The 17,325-nt window shown below is 40.2% G+C and carries 17 protein-coding genes and 1 pseudogene; 12 read left to right on the forward strand and 6 right to left on the reverse strand.

The genetic code is table 11. The features are described 5' to 3' along the window. Positions 1-43 precede the first annotated feature (43 nt). Entirely contained in the window at positions 44-796 is a 753-nt protein-coding gene (locus ACYVBM_RS16135; RefSeq protein WP_460686719.1) for a LytR/AlgR family response regulator transcription factor, read from the reverse strand. Continuing rightward, positions 789-2,474, reverse strand: coding sequence for a sensor histidine kinase (locus ACYVBM_RS16140; RefSeq protein ID WP_460686720.1), 1,686 nt, complete (start codon positions 2,472-2,474; stop codon positions 789-791). Before ACYVBM_RS16140 ends, ACYVBM_RS16135 begins: the two co-directional genes overlap by 8 nt. Before the next feature lie 222 nt (positions 2,475-2,696). On the opposite strand from ACYVBM_RS16140, the gene ACYVBM_RS16145 reads away from it, so the two are divergent. The 4 genes from ACYVBM_RS16145 to ACYVBM_RS16160 all read left to right on the forward strand — a co-directional run bounded on the left by ACYVBM_RS16145 (position 2,697) and on the right by ACYVBM_RS16160 (position 5,870). Then, entirely contained in the window at positions 2,697-3,380 is a 684-nt protein-coding gene (locus ACYVBM_RS16145) for a ClpP family protease (RefSeq protein WP_460686721.1), read from the forward strand. Positions 3,381-3,444: 64 nt separating this feature from the next. Beyond that, positions 3,445-4,098: a ClpP family protease gene (locus ACYVBM_RS16150; protein WP_460686722.1), complete on the forward strand. Its 654-nt coding sequence runs from the start codon at positions 3,445-3,447 to the stop codon at positions 4,096-4,098. Positions 4,099-4,379: 281 nt separating this feature from the next. Continuing rightward, positions 4,380-5,648, forward strand: coding sequence for an ATP-dependent Clp protease ATP-binding subunit ClpX (gene clpX, locus ACYVBM_RS16155; protein WP_460686723.1), 1,269 nt, complete (start codon positions 4,380-4,382; stop codon positions 5,646-5,648). A gap of 75 nt (positions 5,649-5,723) precedes the next feature. After that, complete coding sequence (locus tag ACYVBM_RS16160; RefSeq protein WP_460686724.1) at positions 5,724-5,870, forward strand: hypothetical protein; 147 nt, start codon at positions 5,724-5,726, stop codon at positions 5,868-5,870. Positions 5,871-6,015: 145 nt separating this feature from the next. On the opposite strand, the gene ACYVBM_RS16165 is transcribed toward ACYVBM_RS16160, so the two are convergent. Then, positions 6,016-7,629, reverse strand: coding sequence for an ABC transporter substrate-binding protein (locus tag ACYVBM_RS16165; RefSeq protein WP_460686725.1), 1,614 nt, complete (start codon positions 7,627-7,629; stop codon positions 6,016-6,018). A gap of 86 nt (positions 7,630-7,715) precedes the next feature. Here ACYVBM_RS16165 and ACYVBM_RS16170 point away from each other — a divergent pair, with 86 nt between their 5' ends. The 6 genes from ACYVBM_RS16170 (at position 7,716) to ACYVBM_RS16195 (ending at position 12,030) form a co-directional block, all read left to right on the forward strand. Next, on the forward strand, positions 7,716-9,392 hold the full coding sequence (locus ACYVBM_RS16170) for a M1 family metallopeptidase (RefSeq protein ID WP_460686726.1): 1,677 nt from the start codon (positions 7,716-7,718) through the stop codon (positions 9,390-9,392). Between the two features lie 190 nt (positions 9,393-9,582). Beyond that, a complete protein-coding gene (gene rpsF, locus ACYVBM_RS16175; RefSeq protein ID WP_460686727.1) occupies positions 9,583-9,939 on the forward strand; it encodes a 30S ribosomal protein S6 in 357 nt (118 codons plus the stop codon). 4 nt (positions 9,940-9,943) lie between these two features. Further along, positions 9,944-10,207 (forward strand): 30S ribosomal protein S18, encoded by a 264-nt coding sequence (gene rpsR, locus ACYVBM_RS16180; RefSeq protein ID WP_460686728.1) that lies wholly within the window; start codon positions 9,944-9,946, stop codon positions 10,205-10,207. Between the two features lie 144 nt (positions 10,208-10,351). Next, positions 10,352-10,798, forward strand: coding sequence for a 50S ribosomal protein L9 (gene rplI, locus ACYVBM_RS16185; RefSeq protein ID WP_460686729.1), 447 nt, complete (start codon positions 10,352-10,354; stop codon positions 10,796-10,798). A 218-nt stretch (positions 10,799-11,016) separates the two neighbouring features. Further along, on the forward strand, positions 11,017-11,388 hold the full coding sequence (locus tag ACYVBM_RS16190; protein ID WP_460686730.1) for an RNA recognition motif domain-containing protein: 372 nt from the start codon (positions 11,017-11,019) through the stop codon (positions 11,386-11,388). Positions 11,389-11,526: 138 nt separating this feature from the next. After that, positions 11,527-12,030 carry a hypothetical protein gene (locus tag ACYVBM_RS16195; protein ID WP_460686731.1) on the forward strand — a complete coding sequence of 168 codons (504 nt, stop codon included), beginning with the start codon at positions 11,527-11,529 and terminating at the stop codon, positions 12,028-12,030. A 341-nt stretch (positions 12,031-12,371) separates the two neighbouring features. Here the strand turns inward: ACYVBM_RS16195 and ACYVBM_RS16200 are convergent, their stop codons facing one another. Both ACYVBM_RS16200 and ACYVBM_RS16205 read right to left on the reverse strand, forming a co-directional pair. Continuing rightward, positions 12,372-13,307, reverse strand: a complete 936-nt coding sequence (locus ACYVBM_RS16200) for a S66 peptidase family protein (protein WP_460686732.1) — start codon at positions 13,305-13,307, stop codon at positions 12,372-12,374. Positions 13,308-13,322: 15 nt separating this feature from the next. Further along, the gene (locus ACYVBM_RS16205) at positions 13,323-14,339 is read right to left on the reverse strand and encodes a S66 peptidase family protein (RefSeq protein ID WP_460686733.1); all 1,017 of its coding nucleotides are present in this window, start codon (positions 14,337-14,339) and stop codon (positions 13,323-13,325) included. Between the two features lie 110 nt (positions 14,340-14,449). Between ACYVBM_RS16205 and ACYVBM_RS16210 the strand changes: the two genes are divergently transcribed. Together ACYVBM_RS16210 and ACYVBM_RS16215 are read left to right on the forward strand one after the other, a co-directional pair. Further along, positions 14,450-15,064 (forward strand): phosphatase PAP2 family protein, encoded by a 615-nt coding sequence (locus ACYVBM_RS16210; protein ID WP_460686734.1) that lies wholly within the window; start codon positions 14,450-14,452, stop codon positions 15,062-15,064. Beyond that, positions 15,064-16,356, forward strand: a complete 1,293-nt coding sequence (locus ACYVBM_RS16215; RefSeq protein WP_460686735.1) for a hemolysin family protein — start codon at positions 15,064-15,066, stop codon at positions 16,354-16,356. Before ACYVBM_RS16210 ends, ACYVBM_RS16215 begins: the two co-directional genes overlap by 1 nt. A 703-nt stretch (positions 16,357-17,059) precedes the next feature. Here ACYVBM_RS16215 and ACYVBM_RS16220 read toward each other — a convergent pair. Then, positions 17,060-17,325, reverse strand: a pseudogene (locus ACYVBM_RS16220) (OmpA family protein); the annotation flags it as partial.

Here is a 17,325-nt window from a genome sequence, read left to right on the forward strand (position 1 = left end):
TATTTCAAAGGCGCTATCTTAAAAATAGCGTCTTTTTTATGTTCTATCCTATACTGAGCAGTGCCGAACGGATCGTATTTTTTTTCTGACGTGATACGGGTATCATAATATCATCGTTCGTCAGCAGGAAGTAGCCATCATTTTTAATAAAGCTCTTTACATATTTCTTATTCACCAGGTGCGACTGATGGCAACGCAGAAAACCGTAGCCGGACAGTAATTCTTCGTAATAGAGAATAGGAGAAGTAGATAAGATCCTTTCTTCATTTTCCAGGTAAAAGAAAGTGTACGAGTTCTCGCTCTCACAACGTACAATATCAGTTACACGCACTAAGCGCATCTCTTTAAGAGAGGTGATGGCAATCCGGTGATCGGCTTTATCACTGAATTTCAAATAATGAAGCAGGTTCTGGAGGTTTTGGTTTTCTGATTTTTGTTTTATTCTTTCTATAGCTTTATTTACAGCACTTTTCAGTTCATTAATATCAATTGGTTTGAGCAGGTAATCAATTGCTGAAAATTTAATTGCCTGTATGCCATATTCACTATACGCTGTTACAAAAATGATTTCAAAATCGATCTTTTCAAATTCCCGCAACATTTCAAAGCCATCCTTTCCCGGCATTTGTATATCCAGGAATACGAGTTGAGGGTGGTGTCTGTTAACGAGTTGTATGGCCTCATCGGCACTTTCCGCTGTGTCTACAACAAAAACTTCGCTACAGTATTTTTGTATTAATTGCTGAAGGTTATTTCTGTTCAGCAATTCATCCTCTACAATAATTGCATTAATCATTACGTAGCCAGTTAATAAAAGTCAGATAAAAAATGGTTCCTTTCTCATTACTGCTGATCTTCTGAATAATCTTTTTATGCTTCGTTGTAAGGTTGAACAAATCAATACGTGCTTTGGTCAGCTTAAGCCCCTGGCCGATTTTAGGAGAATGAACATCAAATCCCTTCCCATTATCTTTAATGGATACTTCCATGTTATCATTCTCTTTATGAATCTTCAATTTCATTTCAAAAACTTCATCGCCTTTTGGTCCGTGCTTTATTGCATTTTCTATTACGGGTTGAAACAATAAAGGCAGCATTTCGATTTCTGGTAAACTAATATTTTTCTGAACCTCTACAATATAATTAAAATCTTTTCTTAGTTGCTCAAGTTTAACATAGTTCTCCATATTGTTCACTTCTTCCTGCAATGTGATCGTATTTTTTTCGGTGCTGTTAAGCGTGTTCCGAAGCAGCTTACCGAACCCTGAAAGATAGTGATTGGCATTTTCGATTTGCCCGTTATTTAAAAGCCCCTGTATAGAGCCCAAAGCGTTGAATACAAAATGTGGGTTCAGCTGCGCTGAAAGGGCTTTCATTTTATTTATCTGCTCAGCCTGTAATCTTTTCCTTCTGATGTTTTTGAAAAAGAGGTATAAAATCGATGTAATTAAAAGCAAAACGACGACAATGGCTGCTTTGAACCACGCAGTTTGATACCAATAGGCCGGCACATAAAATTGATAATGGTAAATATATTTCGGTTTATCGGCATATCGCACTTCCAGCCGGTATTGATTGCCGGCCTTTAAATCATAAGCATAAATGATATTGTCCGATTTTTCCCATTGCGAAGGTTTACCATTTGTCAGCAGCCGGTATTCAAAAGCCGTATCATTGGCAATATCCGCTCTTGGCCGGAAGAAAAATGCCAGCTTACTTTCCTCAAATACTTTATCATTTTGCTTTACATTCTTTCCCGGCCAGTTTTGGTAAAGGGATAGATCTCTTGTCAGGTAATTTTTGTACGCTTCCTGAATAAACTTTTCAATAGGAAATTTTTTATCATGATTGTGAAAGCCCCCCATATAACATGGCGGAGACAAAAGCGGATCTTTCTTAACAAAGCCAAGATGTAAAAATGGATCGGTCTTTCCTTTTCGGAAAGAAACCGACAAACTATCACCATTTGATATATCTGTCTTATAATAGAGCAGATGGCCATTCCTGTAGAAGACCTCATCTCTCTTTTTGTAAAATTTAAAGTTAAATGTGTCAATATAACCGGGGGCACTTAAAACCGGGATCCAATGATTTTCGGCGATACCGTTTCTTCTAACAAGATATTCTAAAGTATCCAGGTAGAAGTAGGATGCGTCTTCCGGCAGGAAATCTTTGTAAGCGCTTGTATAACTGAAGCCTCCATTTCGCAACAGCGCATCCATCTGGTAAATAGAAACTCTCAATTCAGGCCCATAAATGTCGTAGATAAAGTTGGGAAAAGGTATTTGTACATCATACGGCTGCCATTTAACTTTTTTGTCATGAATGCTTATATTATTGTTTTCCAGCATCAGAGCTACAGAGTCTGTATAAAACAGCGACCTCATAAAACGGGGTGGCTGCGTGTAAGCATTGAGGAAAAGAACATTTACGCAGATCATGAGGACAACTGAAGCTTTAATATGAAGGCTCATTACTTTAATAATTTAGAGTACAAATGTCTCCCCTAATATTAATCAAAAAGCCTGTTTCCTGAATTTGTCTCAACCTGTCCTGAATTTGGAAAATCTGCTTTTTGAATCATCCTGCCCAAATGGCCATTAAAAAATAAATATAATCCGTCAACCTGTCACCCATTTTTATGTTTTTTGTTAATGGATAAATATTTGATACATTTAGTCCATAACAAAATAGATATGACATTTAATTCCGAATTTGAAAAATATGCCGTAAAGCACAGGGGAATTTCGAGCAATACCCTAAATAGCTATGGCAATCACCTGGTAACGGCGCTTACGCCTAACATTATAGAAGAGCGCCCTATGAATGTAGCGGTAATGGACGTGTACAGCCGCCTGATGATGGATCGTATTATTTTCCTGGGGTACCCGGTAACAGATGAAGTGGCCAACATCATTACCGCGCAATTATTGTTTTTAGACAGTACTGACCGTGTACGCGACATTAATATGTACATTAACAGCCCCGGTGGCAGTGTTTATGCAGGTTTAGGCGTTTATGACACTATGCAGTATGTAAGCCCTGATATTGCCACTATTTGTATAGGCATGGCGGCTTCAATGGCCTGCGTGCTGCTTGCAGCCGGCACCAATGGTAAACGCGCGGCATTAAAGCATTCACGCATTATGATGCACCAGCCAAGCGGCGCTATTGGCGGACAGGCCAGCGATATAGAAATTACCGTAAACGAGATCCGTAAACTAAAAACCGACCTGTACGGGATCGTAAACGATCACACAGGTAAACCCATTGAACAGATCGAAAAGGATTTTGAGCGCGATAAATGGATGACCGCACCGGAAGCAAAGGATTATGGTATCGTAGACGAAGTGCTTTTGCTCAGCAAGAAGAAATCTTAAAGAATTAACGCTAAATGTTTTACACTTCCGGGGTAGAACTTCAAAAAACTTAAACAAAATTAAAATGAACTTCTCAAAACTATATAACAACAAATGGCAAAGCCTTATCGTGAGCGATGATGAGGGCGATGAAGAACCAAAAGAGCCACAGGATAAACGCGATGAGCTGATAATGCTCAACAAGCGCCTGGAAAAAATGTTCTTTGAAAAACGCGCTGTTTATTTGTGGGGGGTGGTAGATGATAAAAGCGCCCGTGAGGTAACCACCAAGCTTTTACTGTTAGAGGCTGATAAACCGGGAGAACCCATCCATTTTTACATTAACAGCCCGGGTGGCGTAGTTACCAGCGGCATGGTCATTTATGATACCATGAAAATGATCAGCAGCCCGGTATATACCATTTGTATGGGACTTGCAGCATCAATGGGCAGCATTTTATTAAGCGGTGGGAAAAAAGGGCACCGGTATATTTATCCGCATGGAGAGGTAATGATCCACCAGCCCTCTCTTGGTGGGTTTATACGTGGCGTAAGCTCTGATCTTGAAATTCAGGCGCGCCAAACACAGCGGGTAAAGCATATAGGCGCTAAAATACTGTCAGAGAATTGTGGTAAAACTATTGACGAAATTATGCGCGATTTTGACCGCGATTACTGGATGGATGCCGAAGAAGCCATTAAATACGGAATAGCAGATAAAATTATAGAAAAACTATAAGCATAGTAATAAACCGGGTTACAATTGCTTATTTCAACAAAATTAATTTTATTGGATTAGCAGGTTAAGGCTTTCACAAATATATATACTTTAAAAACCACCTGTTAAGAGTGGTTTTTTTAACTTTGCAGCTATGTTGTGAAACACCACATAAAATATTTCATACAGGTGAGCCTACCTGTCTGACAGTAAGGCAGGTATAGGAAAGCGTATTTTGTCAGTTCGGACGGGCATCCCATCATAAAAGATCCGCCAGAAGCGGATAAAGAAAAATTATCAGGATGAAAGAAAAATTATCAGGATCTGTTTTACATTGCTCATTTTGTGGCCGCAGCCGTGAAGAAGTAGAAATACTTATAGCAGGGCAGGACGGTCATATTTGTGAGAACTGTGTAGAACACGCCCAGGAAATCATAGACCAGGAACTACATCTCAGAGAAAACAACCCTGGTAAAACGCAGGGCAACTTCTCCCTGAATATAAAAAAGCCCATGGAGATCAAGGCTTTCCTTGACGAGTATGTTATAGGACAGGACGACGCCAAGAAAGTATTAGCTGTAGCAGTGTATAATCATTACAAAAGATTAAAACAAAAAAGTAGCCGCGAAATAGACCCGCATAGCGAAATTGAAATTGAAAAAAGCAATATCGTTATGGTTGGAGAAACCGGTACGGGGAAAACATTGCTGGCACGTAGCATTGCCAAAGTATTAAATGTTCCTTTTGCTATAGTAGATGCCACAGTATTTACTGAAGCCGGTTATGTAGGTGAAGATGTGGAAAGCATTCTTACACGCCTTTTACAGGTATGCAATTACGATGTGGAGGCTGCCGAACGTGGTATCGTATATATTGATGAGATAGATAAAGTAGCCCGCAAAAGTGATAACCCGAGCATTACCCGGGATGTGAGCGGAGAAGGTGTTCAGCAAGGTTTGCTGAAATTACTGGAAGGCACAGATGTGCTGGTTCCACCACAGGGAGGCCGGAAACACCCTGATCAGAAGCTGGTAAAAATAAATACACAAAATATTTTGTTTATTTGCGGCGGAGCATTCGACGGAGTAGATAAAATTATCGGCCGCAGGGTACAAACCAGTACCATTGGTTTCAACGTAGATAAAGCACGGCAGGAAGATATGAAAAAGAACCTGCTGAAGTTTATAAATGCGCAGGACCTGAAATCTTTTGGCCTTATTCCCGAGCTGCTGGGCAGGCTACCGGTTGTAACACACCTTGAACCCCTGGATGCAGCCACGCTGCGCGATATACTTACAGAGCCAAAGAATGCTTTGATAAAGCAATATAAAAAACTGTTTGAGCTGGAAGGTATAGAACTGAAGATAGAAAACGAAGTATATGATTACATGGTACAAAAAGCTTTAGAATACAAGCTCGGAGCCAGAGGCCTTCGCAGTATCTGCGAAAGCATTTTAACCGATGCTATGTACGAGCTGCCTTCATCTAAAGAAAAAACATTCACACTTACCAAAGATTATGCAGAGCGTAAATTCAGCAAAAGCAAAATGGGCTTGGTGAAAGCAGCATAAAAGCAGTTAATGATTGATGGCATAATCCACAATTATTAACCGGGAACAATTAACTATTAACCATCAACTTAAAAAATGAACGAATTAGTAGAAAAATTAAAAGCAGAAGCGGGCCTTACCGAAGAGCAGGCAGCAAAGGCTCTGGAAGCAATTAAGAATTATGTAGTGGAGAAATTCCCCATGCTCGAAGGGGCTGTAGGCAATCTTTTTGGAAACTCTTAATTAAAAAAGATTATTCTTTTATTAAGCAGGCTATCAAAAGCTTGCTTTTTTTTGACCGCTATAAAGGGTTTCTAAGTGTAATTTTAGCATTCCCATACCCTCATTGGAGAATTTTGAGCAGTATTCTTAAAATACTATATGGGCTTTATTCCAACCTCGTTCTTCTTAGCTCCAGCAGATTCAGGGCATTGGGCGGGAAGCCCTTTACGTTTTTCTGTACCAGGTGAATAACCTTATCATACCAAAGCGGCACCACAGGCGCATCATCAATGGCTATCTGGTCAGCTTTGCGATACAATATATAACGAAGTGAATCATTGGTTTCTTTTATAGCCTGTTCAAATACTTTATCAAACGCCGCATTTTTATATCTTGTATAATTGGGAGGCGCGGGGTTTTTAGAATAGAAAACCGATAAATAGTTTTCCGCATCAGGATAATCAGCAATCCAACCACCACGAAAAAAAGCCACTTTAGAGCCTGATGTCATTTCAAACAATAACGACTTTTGAACTACCTCAACCTGTATAGGGATACCGATTTCTTCCAGTTGCTTGGCAATAAAATTTCCAAAATCAGCATATACTGAAATGGTTAATAATTTAACAGGATGCAGGCCTTTGCCATTTGGAAAACCGGCCTCTTTTAAAAGTTGTGCAGCCTTTGCAGGATTATAGGTATACCCTTTTACGATAGAGTCGTTAAAAGAAGGCAATCCCTTTGGTACAAAGCCACTTTCAGCCGGCGTACCCAGCGAGTTACGTAAATAAAGGATCATTTTTCTCCGGTCAAAGCCATAGTTAATCGCCTGCCTTACCTTTTTGAACCGCAGCGGAGATGTTTTCATAAGCGGGTTGGTGCTGTCCATCAGAATTCCCAGGTACTCAATATTGAGGTAAGGCTGGGTTTGCAATTCGATCTTATCTTTCCAGATATGGCGCAGCGTACCTTTTTTAGTCAGCACTTCGTCTTTGAAGCTTGGATCCAGCTCATTGATAAAATCCAGCTGCCCCTGCCGGAAAAGCAGGAATTCTGTGGCACGGCTGTCTTTAAAGCTGATTTTTATTCCATCTAAATAAGGAAGTTTATTGCCTGCGCTATCCCGTTCAAAATAGCTTTCATTTTTAATAAAGATCAAAGCTTGTCCCTCTTCCCATGTCATAAATTTAAAAGGTCCTGTTCCTACCGGGTGTTGTCTGAAATCAGGCCCATACTTTGCAACAGCTTCGGGCGCTACAATAGAGCAATATTGCATAGACAGGATGCCTAATATGGGCTGATACGGCTGCAGCAGTTGCAGCTGAAAAGTAGTATCATTTAATGCAGTAAAAGGGTGTGCCGGGTTAACCTTACCATTAAAGATCCAGGCTCCGGGACTGGCTGTCTTAGGGTCGATAATACGGTTGAGGCTAAACACCACATCCCCAGCGACCAGCTTACGACCTTGATTTTGAGGAAAGCAGGCATCATTATGGAATACCACATCATTCCTTAAATAAAAAGTATACGTGCGCTTATCTTCCGATACCTCCCAATGTGTAGCCAGCGAGGGTTTAATATTAAGGCTGTCATCAATTTCCACCAAGGTATTAAATAACTGGTGCGCCGGCCACATGGTAGACTGGTTTTTAGCAAATGCAGGATCAAGCGATGCAATACCGGCATATTCATTATAATGAAACACTTTTTTGCCTGTTTTGCTTTTAGAAGAACAGGAACTTATAAAACCCGGTAATACAAACAGGATAGCTATTCTCAACAAATAAGGATATTGTATCCGACCTTTTATCAATATAGTATAAATTGTATAAGATTGAGGTCTAAATTTACACCTTAATCCCACTTATGGTTAAAAATTTTTATAAACTGCTTGGCTTAAGTCTGGCCATAATAATGCATGTTGATGCAGATGCGCAACCCGGCGCCTTGCAAGCAAAGTTTACCCGGCAGGATAGCCTGAGAGGCAGCTATGGAGCGGGACGGATGAAATGGGATGTGCTGAAATATGATATCACTGTACGCCCCGATTTAAGAACCAGAAGCATCAGCGGGAAAAATAAGATCGCCTTTTATGATACCGGTGCTAAAATAATGCAGATTGACATGCAGGAACCTATGATTATCGACAGTATCGTATCTGAAGGAAGATCTTTACCGTTTATAAGAGAAGGCAATGTTTACTGGGTTACTTTCAGAGATCCAAAGGCTCGATACAAAATAAAGCCGGGATCAAGAGAAATAACGGCTTTCTTTCACGGTAAGCCTGCTGAAGCGAAACGCCCTCCCTGGGATGGTGGATGGATATGGACCAAAGACGAAGCAGGAAGGGACTGGGTTAGCGTTGCCTGCCAGGGACTGGGAGCCAGTGTATGGTATCCTTGTAAAGACCATCAAAGTGATGAGCCGGATGACGGCGCTTCGCTAACCATCATCGTTCCTGACACATTAGTAGGCGTGGGTAACGGGCGTCTGGTTGCTGAAAAAAACAACGGGGATGGTACAACGGCCTTTACCTGGGTGGTAAAAAATCCGATCAACAATTACAATATTATTCCTTATATAGGTAAGTATGTGAATTTCAACGATACAATAACAGGGGCAAAGGGCTGCCTGGACCTCAGTTATTGGGTGCTGGATTATAACCTCACAAAAGCTAAAAAACAGTTTGAGGTGGTAAAACCAATGATACATTGTTTTGAAAGCTGGATGGGGCCTTATCCCTTCTATGAGGACAGCTACAAGCTTATTGACGCGCCGCACCTGGGAATGGAGCATCAAAGCGGCGTGGCTTACGGAAATAATTATGGGATGGGATACCTGGGCCACGACCTTAGCGGAACCGGTTGGGGCCTGAAGTTTGATTTTATTATTGTACACGAAAGCGGCCACGAGTGGTTTGGCAATAGTATTACTTCTAAAGATATAGCCGATATGTGGGTGCATGAAAGCTTTACCAACTATAGTGAAACCTTATTTACCGAATGCCTGTTTGGTAAAAAAGCCGGCAGTGAGTATGTGATTGGTACCAGGAAAAATATACTGAACGACAAGCCGATCACTGGTATCTACGGGATAAATAACGAGGGCAGCGGCGACATGTACTATAAAGGAGCTAATATGTTGCATACCATAAGACAAATAATTGATAATGACGCTGTATTTAAAGAGATTTTAAGAGGGTTGGGAAAAGATTTTTATCATAAAACAGTAACCGGCGCACAGGTTGAGCAATATTTCACACAAAAAAGCGGTAAAAATTTAAACAAAGTATTCGACCAGTATTTGCGCACAACAAAAATCCCCAAGCTTTTATATGTAATAAACGGACAGGCCATCAATTACAAATGGGTGAACTGCGTGCCTGGTTTTAATATGCCCGTGAAACTTAGCAATGGCAAATGGCTGTACCCAACAGAGCATTCCAAAACCATTTCAAATAAAGATGCAGGAGGTAATACATTAACTATTGATAAAAACTTTTACATCGAAACCGATGTGTATTTAGGCAACGGCAAATTCTAATCTTTCTGTATATTTTGTCAGCCATCCAATACGACACGGGGAATAAAATAAAAGTTTTGCAGCCGGAGGCAGGAGCCACCTTGTTAACTTTTCAATTTCCCACCCATTCAGCACAAAAAACCCTATCTTTGCAGCCCCTTAGCAAAAAGCTGGGGTATATTATTATTTTTTAATCAAATTATCAAGGGTAATGAACAATTATGAATTGATGGTGATTTTTACCCCGGTTTTAAGCGAAGATGAGTTTAAAGCTGCTCAGAAAAAATTTACCGCTATGGTAACTGAAGCAGGAGGCTCAATCGTTCATGAAAACCCATGGGGATTGAAATCACTGGCGTATCCTATCCAGAAAAAAACCACCGGTTTATACTGGGTACTGGAATATACTGCGCCATCCGACTTCAATGAGAAGCTTAAAATCCAGCTTCTTCGCGACGAATCAGTACTTCGTCATCTATGCACTAAACTCGACAAATACGCCGTTGAGTACAACGCTAAAAAGGCAAGTGGCGTAAAAACAGGAACCGAAAAAGCAGTGGAGGCTTAATATTATGGCAAAGAATGAAATCAAATACCTTACCGCCATTAAAAGCGACAAACGCGTAAAAAAATTCTGCCGCTTTAAAAAATATGGTATCCGCTATGTTGATTATAAAGACATTGAGTTCCTTAAGAAATTCCTGAATGAACAAGGTAAATTGTTACCGCGCCGTTTAACCGGTAATAGTTTAAAATTCCAGCGCAGGGTTTCTGATGCTGTAAAAAAAGCACGCCAGATGGCTCTTTTACCTTACGTTACAGATCTTTTGAAATAATCAATAGCGAGTAGTTAATGGTGAAACCCGCTACTTACTAATTAGTAACCTTCCCTAATGGCGCTCATAAGCCAGACAGTCACAATCTACGATTGGGCAAAAGGGAACTAAAAACCCGCCTGCGGTGGGCAGGCAATACACAAAATGGAAGTTATTTTAATACAGGATGTTGATAACCTGGGTGCTGCCAACGAGGTGGTAAATGTAAAAAACGGTTACGCTCGTAACTTTTTATTACCACGCAAATTAGCAGTAGAGAACAGCGCAGGAAACAAAAAACAACTGGAAGAGCGGCTTAAACAGGCCAAAAAGAAAGAAGAGGCTATGCTGGCTGCAATCAATGACGTGATCAGCAAACTAAGCGCTTCTCCTTTAAAAATCGGAGCCAAAACCGGTACCACCGGAAAAATATTCGGCAGCGTAACGAACCTGCAGCTCAGCAGGGCGATCCGTGAACAAAAAGGTTATGAGATCGATCGTAAGAAAATACAGATCAATGAAGAAGTAAAGGAATTAGGTACGCATAAAGCTACTATTGATTTCGGCAACGGTCATTCTACCGAGCTGGAATTTGAAGTGATTGCAGAATAATTACCGGCTGAAATAATTTTACGCCTGGCCCTCCTTAAGGCCGGGCGTTTTTTTATAATTATCGCGGATAAAAATAAATTGCTGATACCATAAAATTACCTGTATATTTGTAATATTATTATGGTGTATATTCAGTATTAAGGTTCCATGCTACATAAATGTTCATTGATCTTGGTTACTGTTTCTCACTTTTTTCTAATTTTTTTAAAATAAAAAAAATGAACATTTACGTTGGAAATTTAAGCTGGAATTTAAAAGACCAGGATTTACAAGATTTATTTGCCCAACATGGTGAAGTATCTTCTGCAAAAATAGTTTTAGACAAATTTACAAACCGGAGCAAAGGTTTTGGTTTTGTTGAAATGGCCAATAATGACGAGGCACAGGCTGCGATCGATGCCTTAAATGGTACAGAACTTGATGGCAGAAACATCGTAGTGAACGAAAGCCGGCCAAAAGAAGGTGGTAACAGCGGTGGTGGATTCAAAAAAAGAAGCTTTGGCGGTAACAGCGGCGGCGGCGGCGGTTACAGGAAAAGCGGTGGTGGATATGGCGGCGGCGGATACCGTGACCGGAGCAACGATTATTAATAGTCTTTAAATGACTTATTTTTTAAAAAGCCCGTGCATTCATTTGTACGGGCTTGATTTTTAATACCTAATATTAGTGATGAATAGCCCTTTATAATCTTAATATGCTTACATTTGCGCTATTAAAAATTATCTCTAATGAAATTGAAATTAACTCTGACACTGGCTTTGACCTATCTGGCCACAACTTTATTTGCGCAAAGCGATTACAAACAATCTATTGGTGTGCGCCTGGGTAGCGGATATTATGATATTGCATCGGCTGCGTATAAAACTTTTATGACTGATGCCTCTGCATTAGAAGTAGATTTAGGCTTCCGCCCTTATGGAATTGTTGGATATAGCTGGTTTAATGTTTCGGCGTCCGCAAGCTACCAGCATCATTTCGATATTAAAGCAGTCGACGGCCTCAAATGGTTTATTGGCGGTGGTATTGTAGCCTCCAATACTTTCTCCAAGTATAGTGATTATAAAGGGTTTAATTTAGGGCTGTTCCCAACAGGTGGGGCAGACTATAAATTTGAAAAAATTCCTCTTGCCGTTTCCGCCGATATTCGCCCTACCTTTCATATCGTAGAGGGTTACAGCTACTATAACAATTTTTACCCTAATGTTGGTGTATCAGCAAGGTACACCTTCTAATTTTTTTTACTTTGCTTACAACCGCCTGTTATTTCAGGCGGTTTTTTTATATGCGGACCTCTTTCCTGAAAACATTTTCTCAGCCTCCACAAGATCCCCTTAAAACATAAAGTTTTTTACTTTCCATAGTAAACAATGGCGCTATTTGACAACATAAAAGTATAAATGGTAAAAAAATGTGAAATTTTAAAAACTTTATTAACAATTGTTTGTAAAAGCACAAGTTATGTTGTATCTTCGGAGTGAATTTTCATAGGATAAGGTTTAATGGTTAATGGTTTTTGATGAAGTCCCCAACATCTTTAATGTAGGGGACTTTTTTATTGTATACGTATTATACGCTATATCAGATTTGTTCCCGTTGTTACTTCTTCCAGTGTTACTTCTTGTGTGTCTGCCTTCAGCTCATAGCTTACCCCAATTTTCAGGGCATAGTTTTCCTTATTATGACTTACAGGGAAATCAAAACATACAGGAAAATCAAATTCCTTCACCACATCATATATAATTTGCTGCACTGTAGCCCCAAACGGCCGGTCGGTATCTCCGGTGTCTTCAAAACAGCCTACAATAAGCCCTGCCAGATCATCCAGTTTGCCGCTACGCTTCAACTGGTACATCATACGATCTATAGCATATTTTTGCTCACCAACATCTTCAATAAAAAGAATACGGCCTTTGGTTTCAACTTCAGAGCAAGTGCCAATACCATGCACCAACAAGGCCAGGTTGCCCCCCACCAATTCGCCAACGGCTCCACCATTTCTGTTTAAATAGTGACTATTACAATAATACCGTGCCGGTTTCCCTTCAAGCGCATCTTTTAGTGAATGCACATACTTATTTCTGTATTCCTCATCATTAAAAGCTGCTGCCATAGGTGCATGCAGCGACGAAATATAAAAATTAGTATACAGGTGTGTATGAAATATGGTTATATCACTAAAGCCAATGACCCATTTGGGATTCTTTTTAAATTTTTTGAAATTGATCTTATCTATTATCCGGCTCATACCATAACCTCCTCTTCCACAAAGCACGGCCTGTACATCATCATCATCAAGCATGGCCTGAAAGTCGTTTATCCTTTCTGAATCAGTACCAGAAAAATAGGTTTCAGATGCACTGCCTAAAGTGTTGCCCACTTTTACCTGGTAACCCCAGTCTTCCTTTAAAACACGGATACATTCGGCTGCTTTTTCAAGTGCCATATAACCAGCAGGGCATACAATACCTACAGTATGGCCGGGCTTTAAATAAGGTGGAATTATAATCATATAATAGGTAATAGTTTAATAGACCTCTGTTAATGCTGTTTCAGACGGCGCAACCGATAGCTCATGAGTAACCCCACATTTTAAAGCAAAATTATCTATTTGGTGCCCTACCGGAAAATCAAAGCACACAGGGTAATTATATTCTTTTATTTTTTGCGAAATGATATCATAAACTGTTTGGCCAAAATATTCACCCGGGTCGTCCTGCTTTACTTTAATTCCGCCTACTATAAGCCCTGCCAGTCCCGAAAGCTTATTGCTTCTCTTTAAATTCCAGAACATCCGGTCTATGCTGTAAAGATACTCTCCCGTATCTTCCACAAAAAGCAATTTCCCATTTGTGGTAATGTCAGACGTAGAGCCTGCAAGACTTTCCAGCGTCTTTAAATTACCTCCTACCAGTACTCCTCTTGCTTTACCGGTACGGTTATAGTCAGATGCCGGGGCTTTATATTCCATTCTCTCTCCCGTCAGCGCTTTATATATTGATTCAATAGTTTGCTTTTGTAGCGGATCTGCACTATCCCAGACATCAGGAAAACTATTGCACATTTTAGAATGAATGGTAGCCACACCTGAGTTTTTGTGGATATGTGAGTGTAAAACCGTTATATCGCTAAAACCTATTACCCATTTAGGATGCTGTTTAAATTGATCCCAATTCAGCTGATCCACGATCCTCACGGAACCATACCCACCCCTGGCGCACATAATGCCTTTCAGCTGCGGATCATCTAACATCAGCTGAAGGTCCTGTAACCGCTCTGCATCGGTACCTCCAAAGGTATAATTGCGTTTACCAATGGTATAGCCTACCCGTATTTTAAATCCCCATTGCTGCAGCAAGGTAGCTGCAGGAATAATGGCCTCCCGTGTCATATAACCTGCCGGAGACGTTATCCCGATCATGTCTCCCTTTTTTAAATAAGGAGGAATGATCGCTTTCATATCGCCTACCGCTTTTGCATCGAGCTGTAAAAACGGGCCGGCAGCTAAGGCCGCTGTAGATGCAATAAATTTTTTACGGTTCATGAATGCTAAGATAGGAAGATGTAAAATCAGAACCTGCAATTATTCTGATGCCTTTTATATTTGCCTGACTTAATCCCATATTGAAAGAGTATTGCTATTTTTGCAGGTATATGGATATACCTGGTTATATTCCCTTACCGGATTGGTTTGTGCATGCTGACCGATGGCTTTTTGAATTGATCAATATTAAAATGGCCCATCCGTCTTTAGATGTCCTGATGCCATTTATGCGTAATGCCTTTGTGTGGGGGCCATTGTATCTTTTCATAGCATCGTTTGCTATAATTAATTTTAAAAAAAACGGTTGGTGGTGGTTTGCCCTGGTACTGGCTACAGTAGCCTGTACAGATATTGTGGGTGCCCGTATTTTCAAAGAAGGTTTTGAAAGACTGCGTCCCTGTTCCGACCCAGAAATGGCCGGGCATGTACGAATGGTAATAGGAAGGTGCAGTGGTGGTTTCAGTTTTGTTTCCAACCATGCCATCAATCATTTTGGCATAGCGGCTTTTTTTTATATTACATTCCGAAGCTTTTTTAAATATGCCTGGATATTATTTGTTTGGGCAGGCATCATTGGTATAGCCCAGGTATACATAGGCGTGCATTATCCTTTTGATGTGCTTTCCGGCACATTGCTGGGCATTTCTATTGGCTCTTTAACCGGAAGCTTATTCAACAACAAATTCGGATTTCCTATCTTCGATAAGCAATCAATAATAAATTAATGGAACTTTTAATTATAGCCCTGCTTATTTTACTTAACGGGGTTTTTTCGATGGCAGAAATAGCCCTTGTATCAGCCCGGAAAGCCAGGTTGGAGGCTCAGGCAAACAAAGGCGATAAAAAAGCAAAAGAAGCTTTAAAGCTGGCCAACCATCCAGACCATTTTCTGTCTACTGTGCAAATCGGTATCACGCTGATCGGCATCTTAACGGGTATCTATTCAGGCGACAAGATTACGAGCGAAATGGCTGTTTTTATACAACAGTTCCCTGCGCTGGCCCCTTACAGTAATGGTATTGCAACCGCCGCCGTGGTTATATTGATTACTTATTTTTCTTTGGTTTTTGGAGAGCTGATCCCCAAACGAATCGGGCTTTCCTCTCCTGAGCGGATCGCTAAAATTGTAGCAGGACCCATGCGCATAGTAAGCGGGGTAACCTTTCCGTTTATCTGGCTGCTTACCCAATCTACCAGGTTGATTACCAAAATATTTAATATAAGGTCGGAAGGCTCCCAGGTTACAGAGGAGGAAATAAAAGCCATTATCAACGAGGGCACCGAGCAGGGAACGCTGGAAGAAACAGAGCAGGAAATTATAGAGCGCGTATTTCATTTGAGCGATAGAAATATTACTTCGCTGATGACGCACCGCAGCGATATTGTCTGGTTTAATACAACAGACACTGAAGAAACCATGAAAGAAAAAATATTGAAAGAACCTCATTCCATTTATCCCATCTGCGATGGTGAAATTGACAATATAAAAGGGGTAATTTCTCTTAAAGATCTTTATACAAACAAAGACAATATCCTTTTTAAGGACCTTATGCGCCCGGCGCTTTTTGTGCCAGATAATAATACGGCCTTTAAAGTAATGGAAAAGTTCAAGGAATCGCAGCTGCATTCCTGCTTTATAGTAGATGAATATGGTAGTGTATTAGGCATGATCACTTTAAAAGATATCCTGGAGGCAATTATCGGAGATATGCCTCAGCAGGATGATGATGAGTACGAAGTGATCAGGAGGGATGATGGTACATTCCTTGTAGATGGACAGTTGCCTTTCTATGATTTTCTTTCTTACTTTGATAAAACTGATTGGATGAATGAAGGTGAGCAGGAATTTGATACAATTGCAGGGTTTATTTTGCATAAGCTGAAACGCATTCCAAGCGCCTCTGACAAATTAGAATGGAATGGTTTTGACTTTGAAATTATAGATATGGATGGTCACAGGATAGATAAAGTGCTCGTTAAAATAAGTGAAGAAATAAAAGAGGAAATGGATAAATAAAATGCTTTACATGTTTGCCTATTAATAACATGCACCTTAAGACTAATAATTATAATAAATATATATCACTTATTTAATTTCAGATCCGGCTGGCAGATACGCCCTAAAATAAGCCGGGAGAAAACATAAATGCTTTATTTACCCTTTCTGTTTAGTTAACCCAAACACCCGTCTCTGCGAGCAGATGGACTATATATTTAGCAGGGATATTCTTCCTGTAGTGAAGGCGGCAGTTTAATTTTTGATTTCATCCATGAATCAGTTCGTCCTCTCAAAAATTGATCACCACCTTATGCACTTAAAACAAACGGCTCTTTCCATTTCGATACCTGCATATAGAGCAAGGAGCCATTTAATACCGTTTCAATATTCGCAATAACCTATTATATTGGTATAAATGGCTACCACCAATACCAGCGGGGACAAAGGTTCTATTTACAAGTGGCATACCTCTGACAAATGTATGCTGAGAAACGCTACTTATTGGCTGAAACCCAGAAGTTTTCCCATTACACCGAAGAAAAAGCGATAACACGAGATATACAAATTCTTATCATCATCGTAACAGCCATTCCCGGCAGAATTTCTTATAAAAAACATCAGCACTCCAGGCTCTTGAACAAGCATAATATACTTAACTATCAAAAAGTAAAAAAGCCTTCCCCAAACGGAGAAGGCTTTATTTTGTTATTGCAAAAAGTTATTAGTTTTTGCGAAGATTGGGGTGCGGAGGAGCTACAGTGTTCGGACCATCTTCTCCGGGAGCAGCAGCACGAATGTCTACCGCATCACAATCACCACCTTCCTGGCCGGAACTAAAGATAAACCTGTCGCTGCTTACACCTTCTTTTTCTACCAGGTGAGAGATCACTTTATTTACATGATCCCAGCTTAATTGCTGCTGGCGTTTGGTAGCTGCACAATATCCTACTACTACTACTTTACAATTCGGATTCGCTTTTAATTTAG

This window comes from Niabella aquatica (assembly GCF_054779315.1).

What these genes read in the sequence shown, in the direction of transcription:
- ACYVBM_RS16195 (WP_460686731.1), top strand. Translation starts at nt 11,527, where the DNA reads ATGAAATTGAAATTAACTCTGACACTGGCTTTGACCTATCTGGCCACA.
- ACYVBM_RS16190 (WP_460686730.1), top strand. Translation starts at nt 11,017, where the DNA reads ATGAACATTTACGTTGGAAATTTAAGCTGGAATTTAAAAGACCAGGAT.
- ACYVBM_RS16140 (WP_460686720.1), bottom strand. Translation starts at nt 2,474, where the DNA reads ATGAGCCTTCATATTAAAGCTTCAGTTGTCCTCATGATCTGCGTAAAT.
- clpX (WP_460686723.1), top strand. Translation starts at nt 4,380, where the DNA reads ATGAAAGAAAAATTATCAGGATCTGTTTTACATTGCTCATTTTGTGGC.
- ACYVBM_RS16205 (WP_460686733.1), bottom strand. Translation starts at nt 14,339, where the DNA reads ATGAACCGTAAAAAATTTATTGCATCTACAGCGGCCTTAGCTGCCGGC.
- ACYVBM_RS16210 (WP_460686734.1), top strand. Translation starts at nt 14,450, where the DNA reads ATGGATATACCTGGTTATATTCCCTTACCGGATTGGTTTGTGCATGCT.
- ACYVBM_RS16215 (WP_460686735.1), top strand. Translation starts at nt 15,064, where the DNA reads ATGGAACTTTTAATTATAGCCCTGCTTATTTTACTTAACGGGGTTTTT.
- rplI (WP_460686729.1), top strand. Translation starts at nt 10,352, where the DNA reads ATGGAAGTTATTTTAATACAGGATGTTGATAACCTGGGTGCTGCCAAC.
- rpsF (WP_460686727.1), top strand. Translation starts at nt 9,583, where the DNA reads ATGAACAATTATGAATTGATGGTGATTTTTACCCCGGTTTTAAGCGAA.
- ACYVBM_RS16150 (WP_460686722.1), top strand. Translation starts at nt 3,445, where the DNA reads ATGAACTTCTCAAAACTATATAACAACAAATGGCAAAGCCTTATCGTG.
- ACYVBM_RS16200 (WP_460686732.1), bottom strand. Translation starts at nt 13,307, where the DNA reads ATGATTATAATTCCACCTTATTTAAAGCCCGGCCATACTGTAGGTATT.
- ACYVBM_RS16145 (WP_460686721.1), top strand. Translation starts at nt 2,697, where the DNA reads ATGACATTTAATTCCGAATTTGAAAAATATGCCGTAAAGCACAGGGGA.
- ACYVBM_RS16170 (WP_460686726.1), top strand. Translation starts at nt 7,716, where the DNA reads ATGGTTAAAAATTTTTATAAACTGCTTGGCTTAAGTCTGGCCATAATA.
- ACYVBM_RS16160 (WP_460686724.1), top strand. Translation starts at nt 5,724, where the DNA reads ATGAACGAATTAGTAGAAAAATTAAAAGCAGAAGCGGGCCTTACCGAA.
- ACYVBM_RS16135 (WP_460686719.1), bottom strand. Translation starts at nt 796, where the DNA reads ATGATTAATGCAATTATTGTAGAGGATGAATTGCTGAACAGAAATAAC.
- rpsR (WP_460686728.1), top strand. Translation starts at nt 9,944, where the DNA reads ATGGCAAAGAATGAAATCAAATACCTTACCGCCATTAAAAGCGACAAA.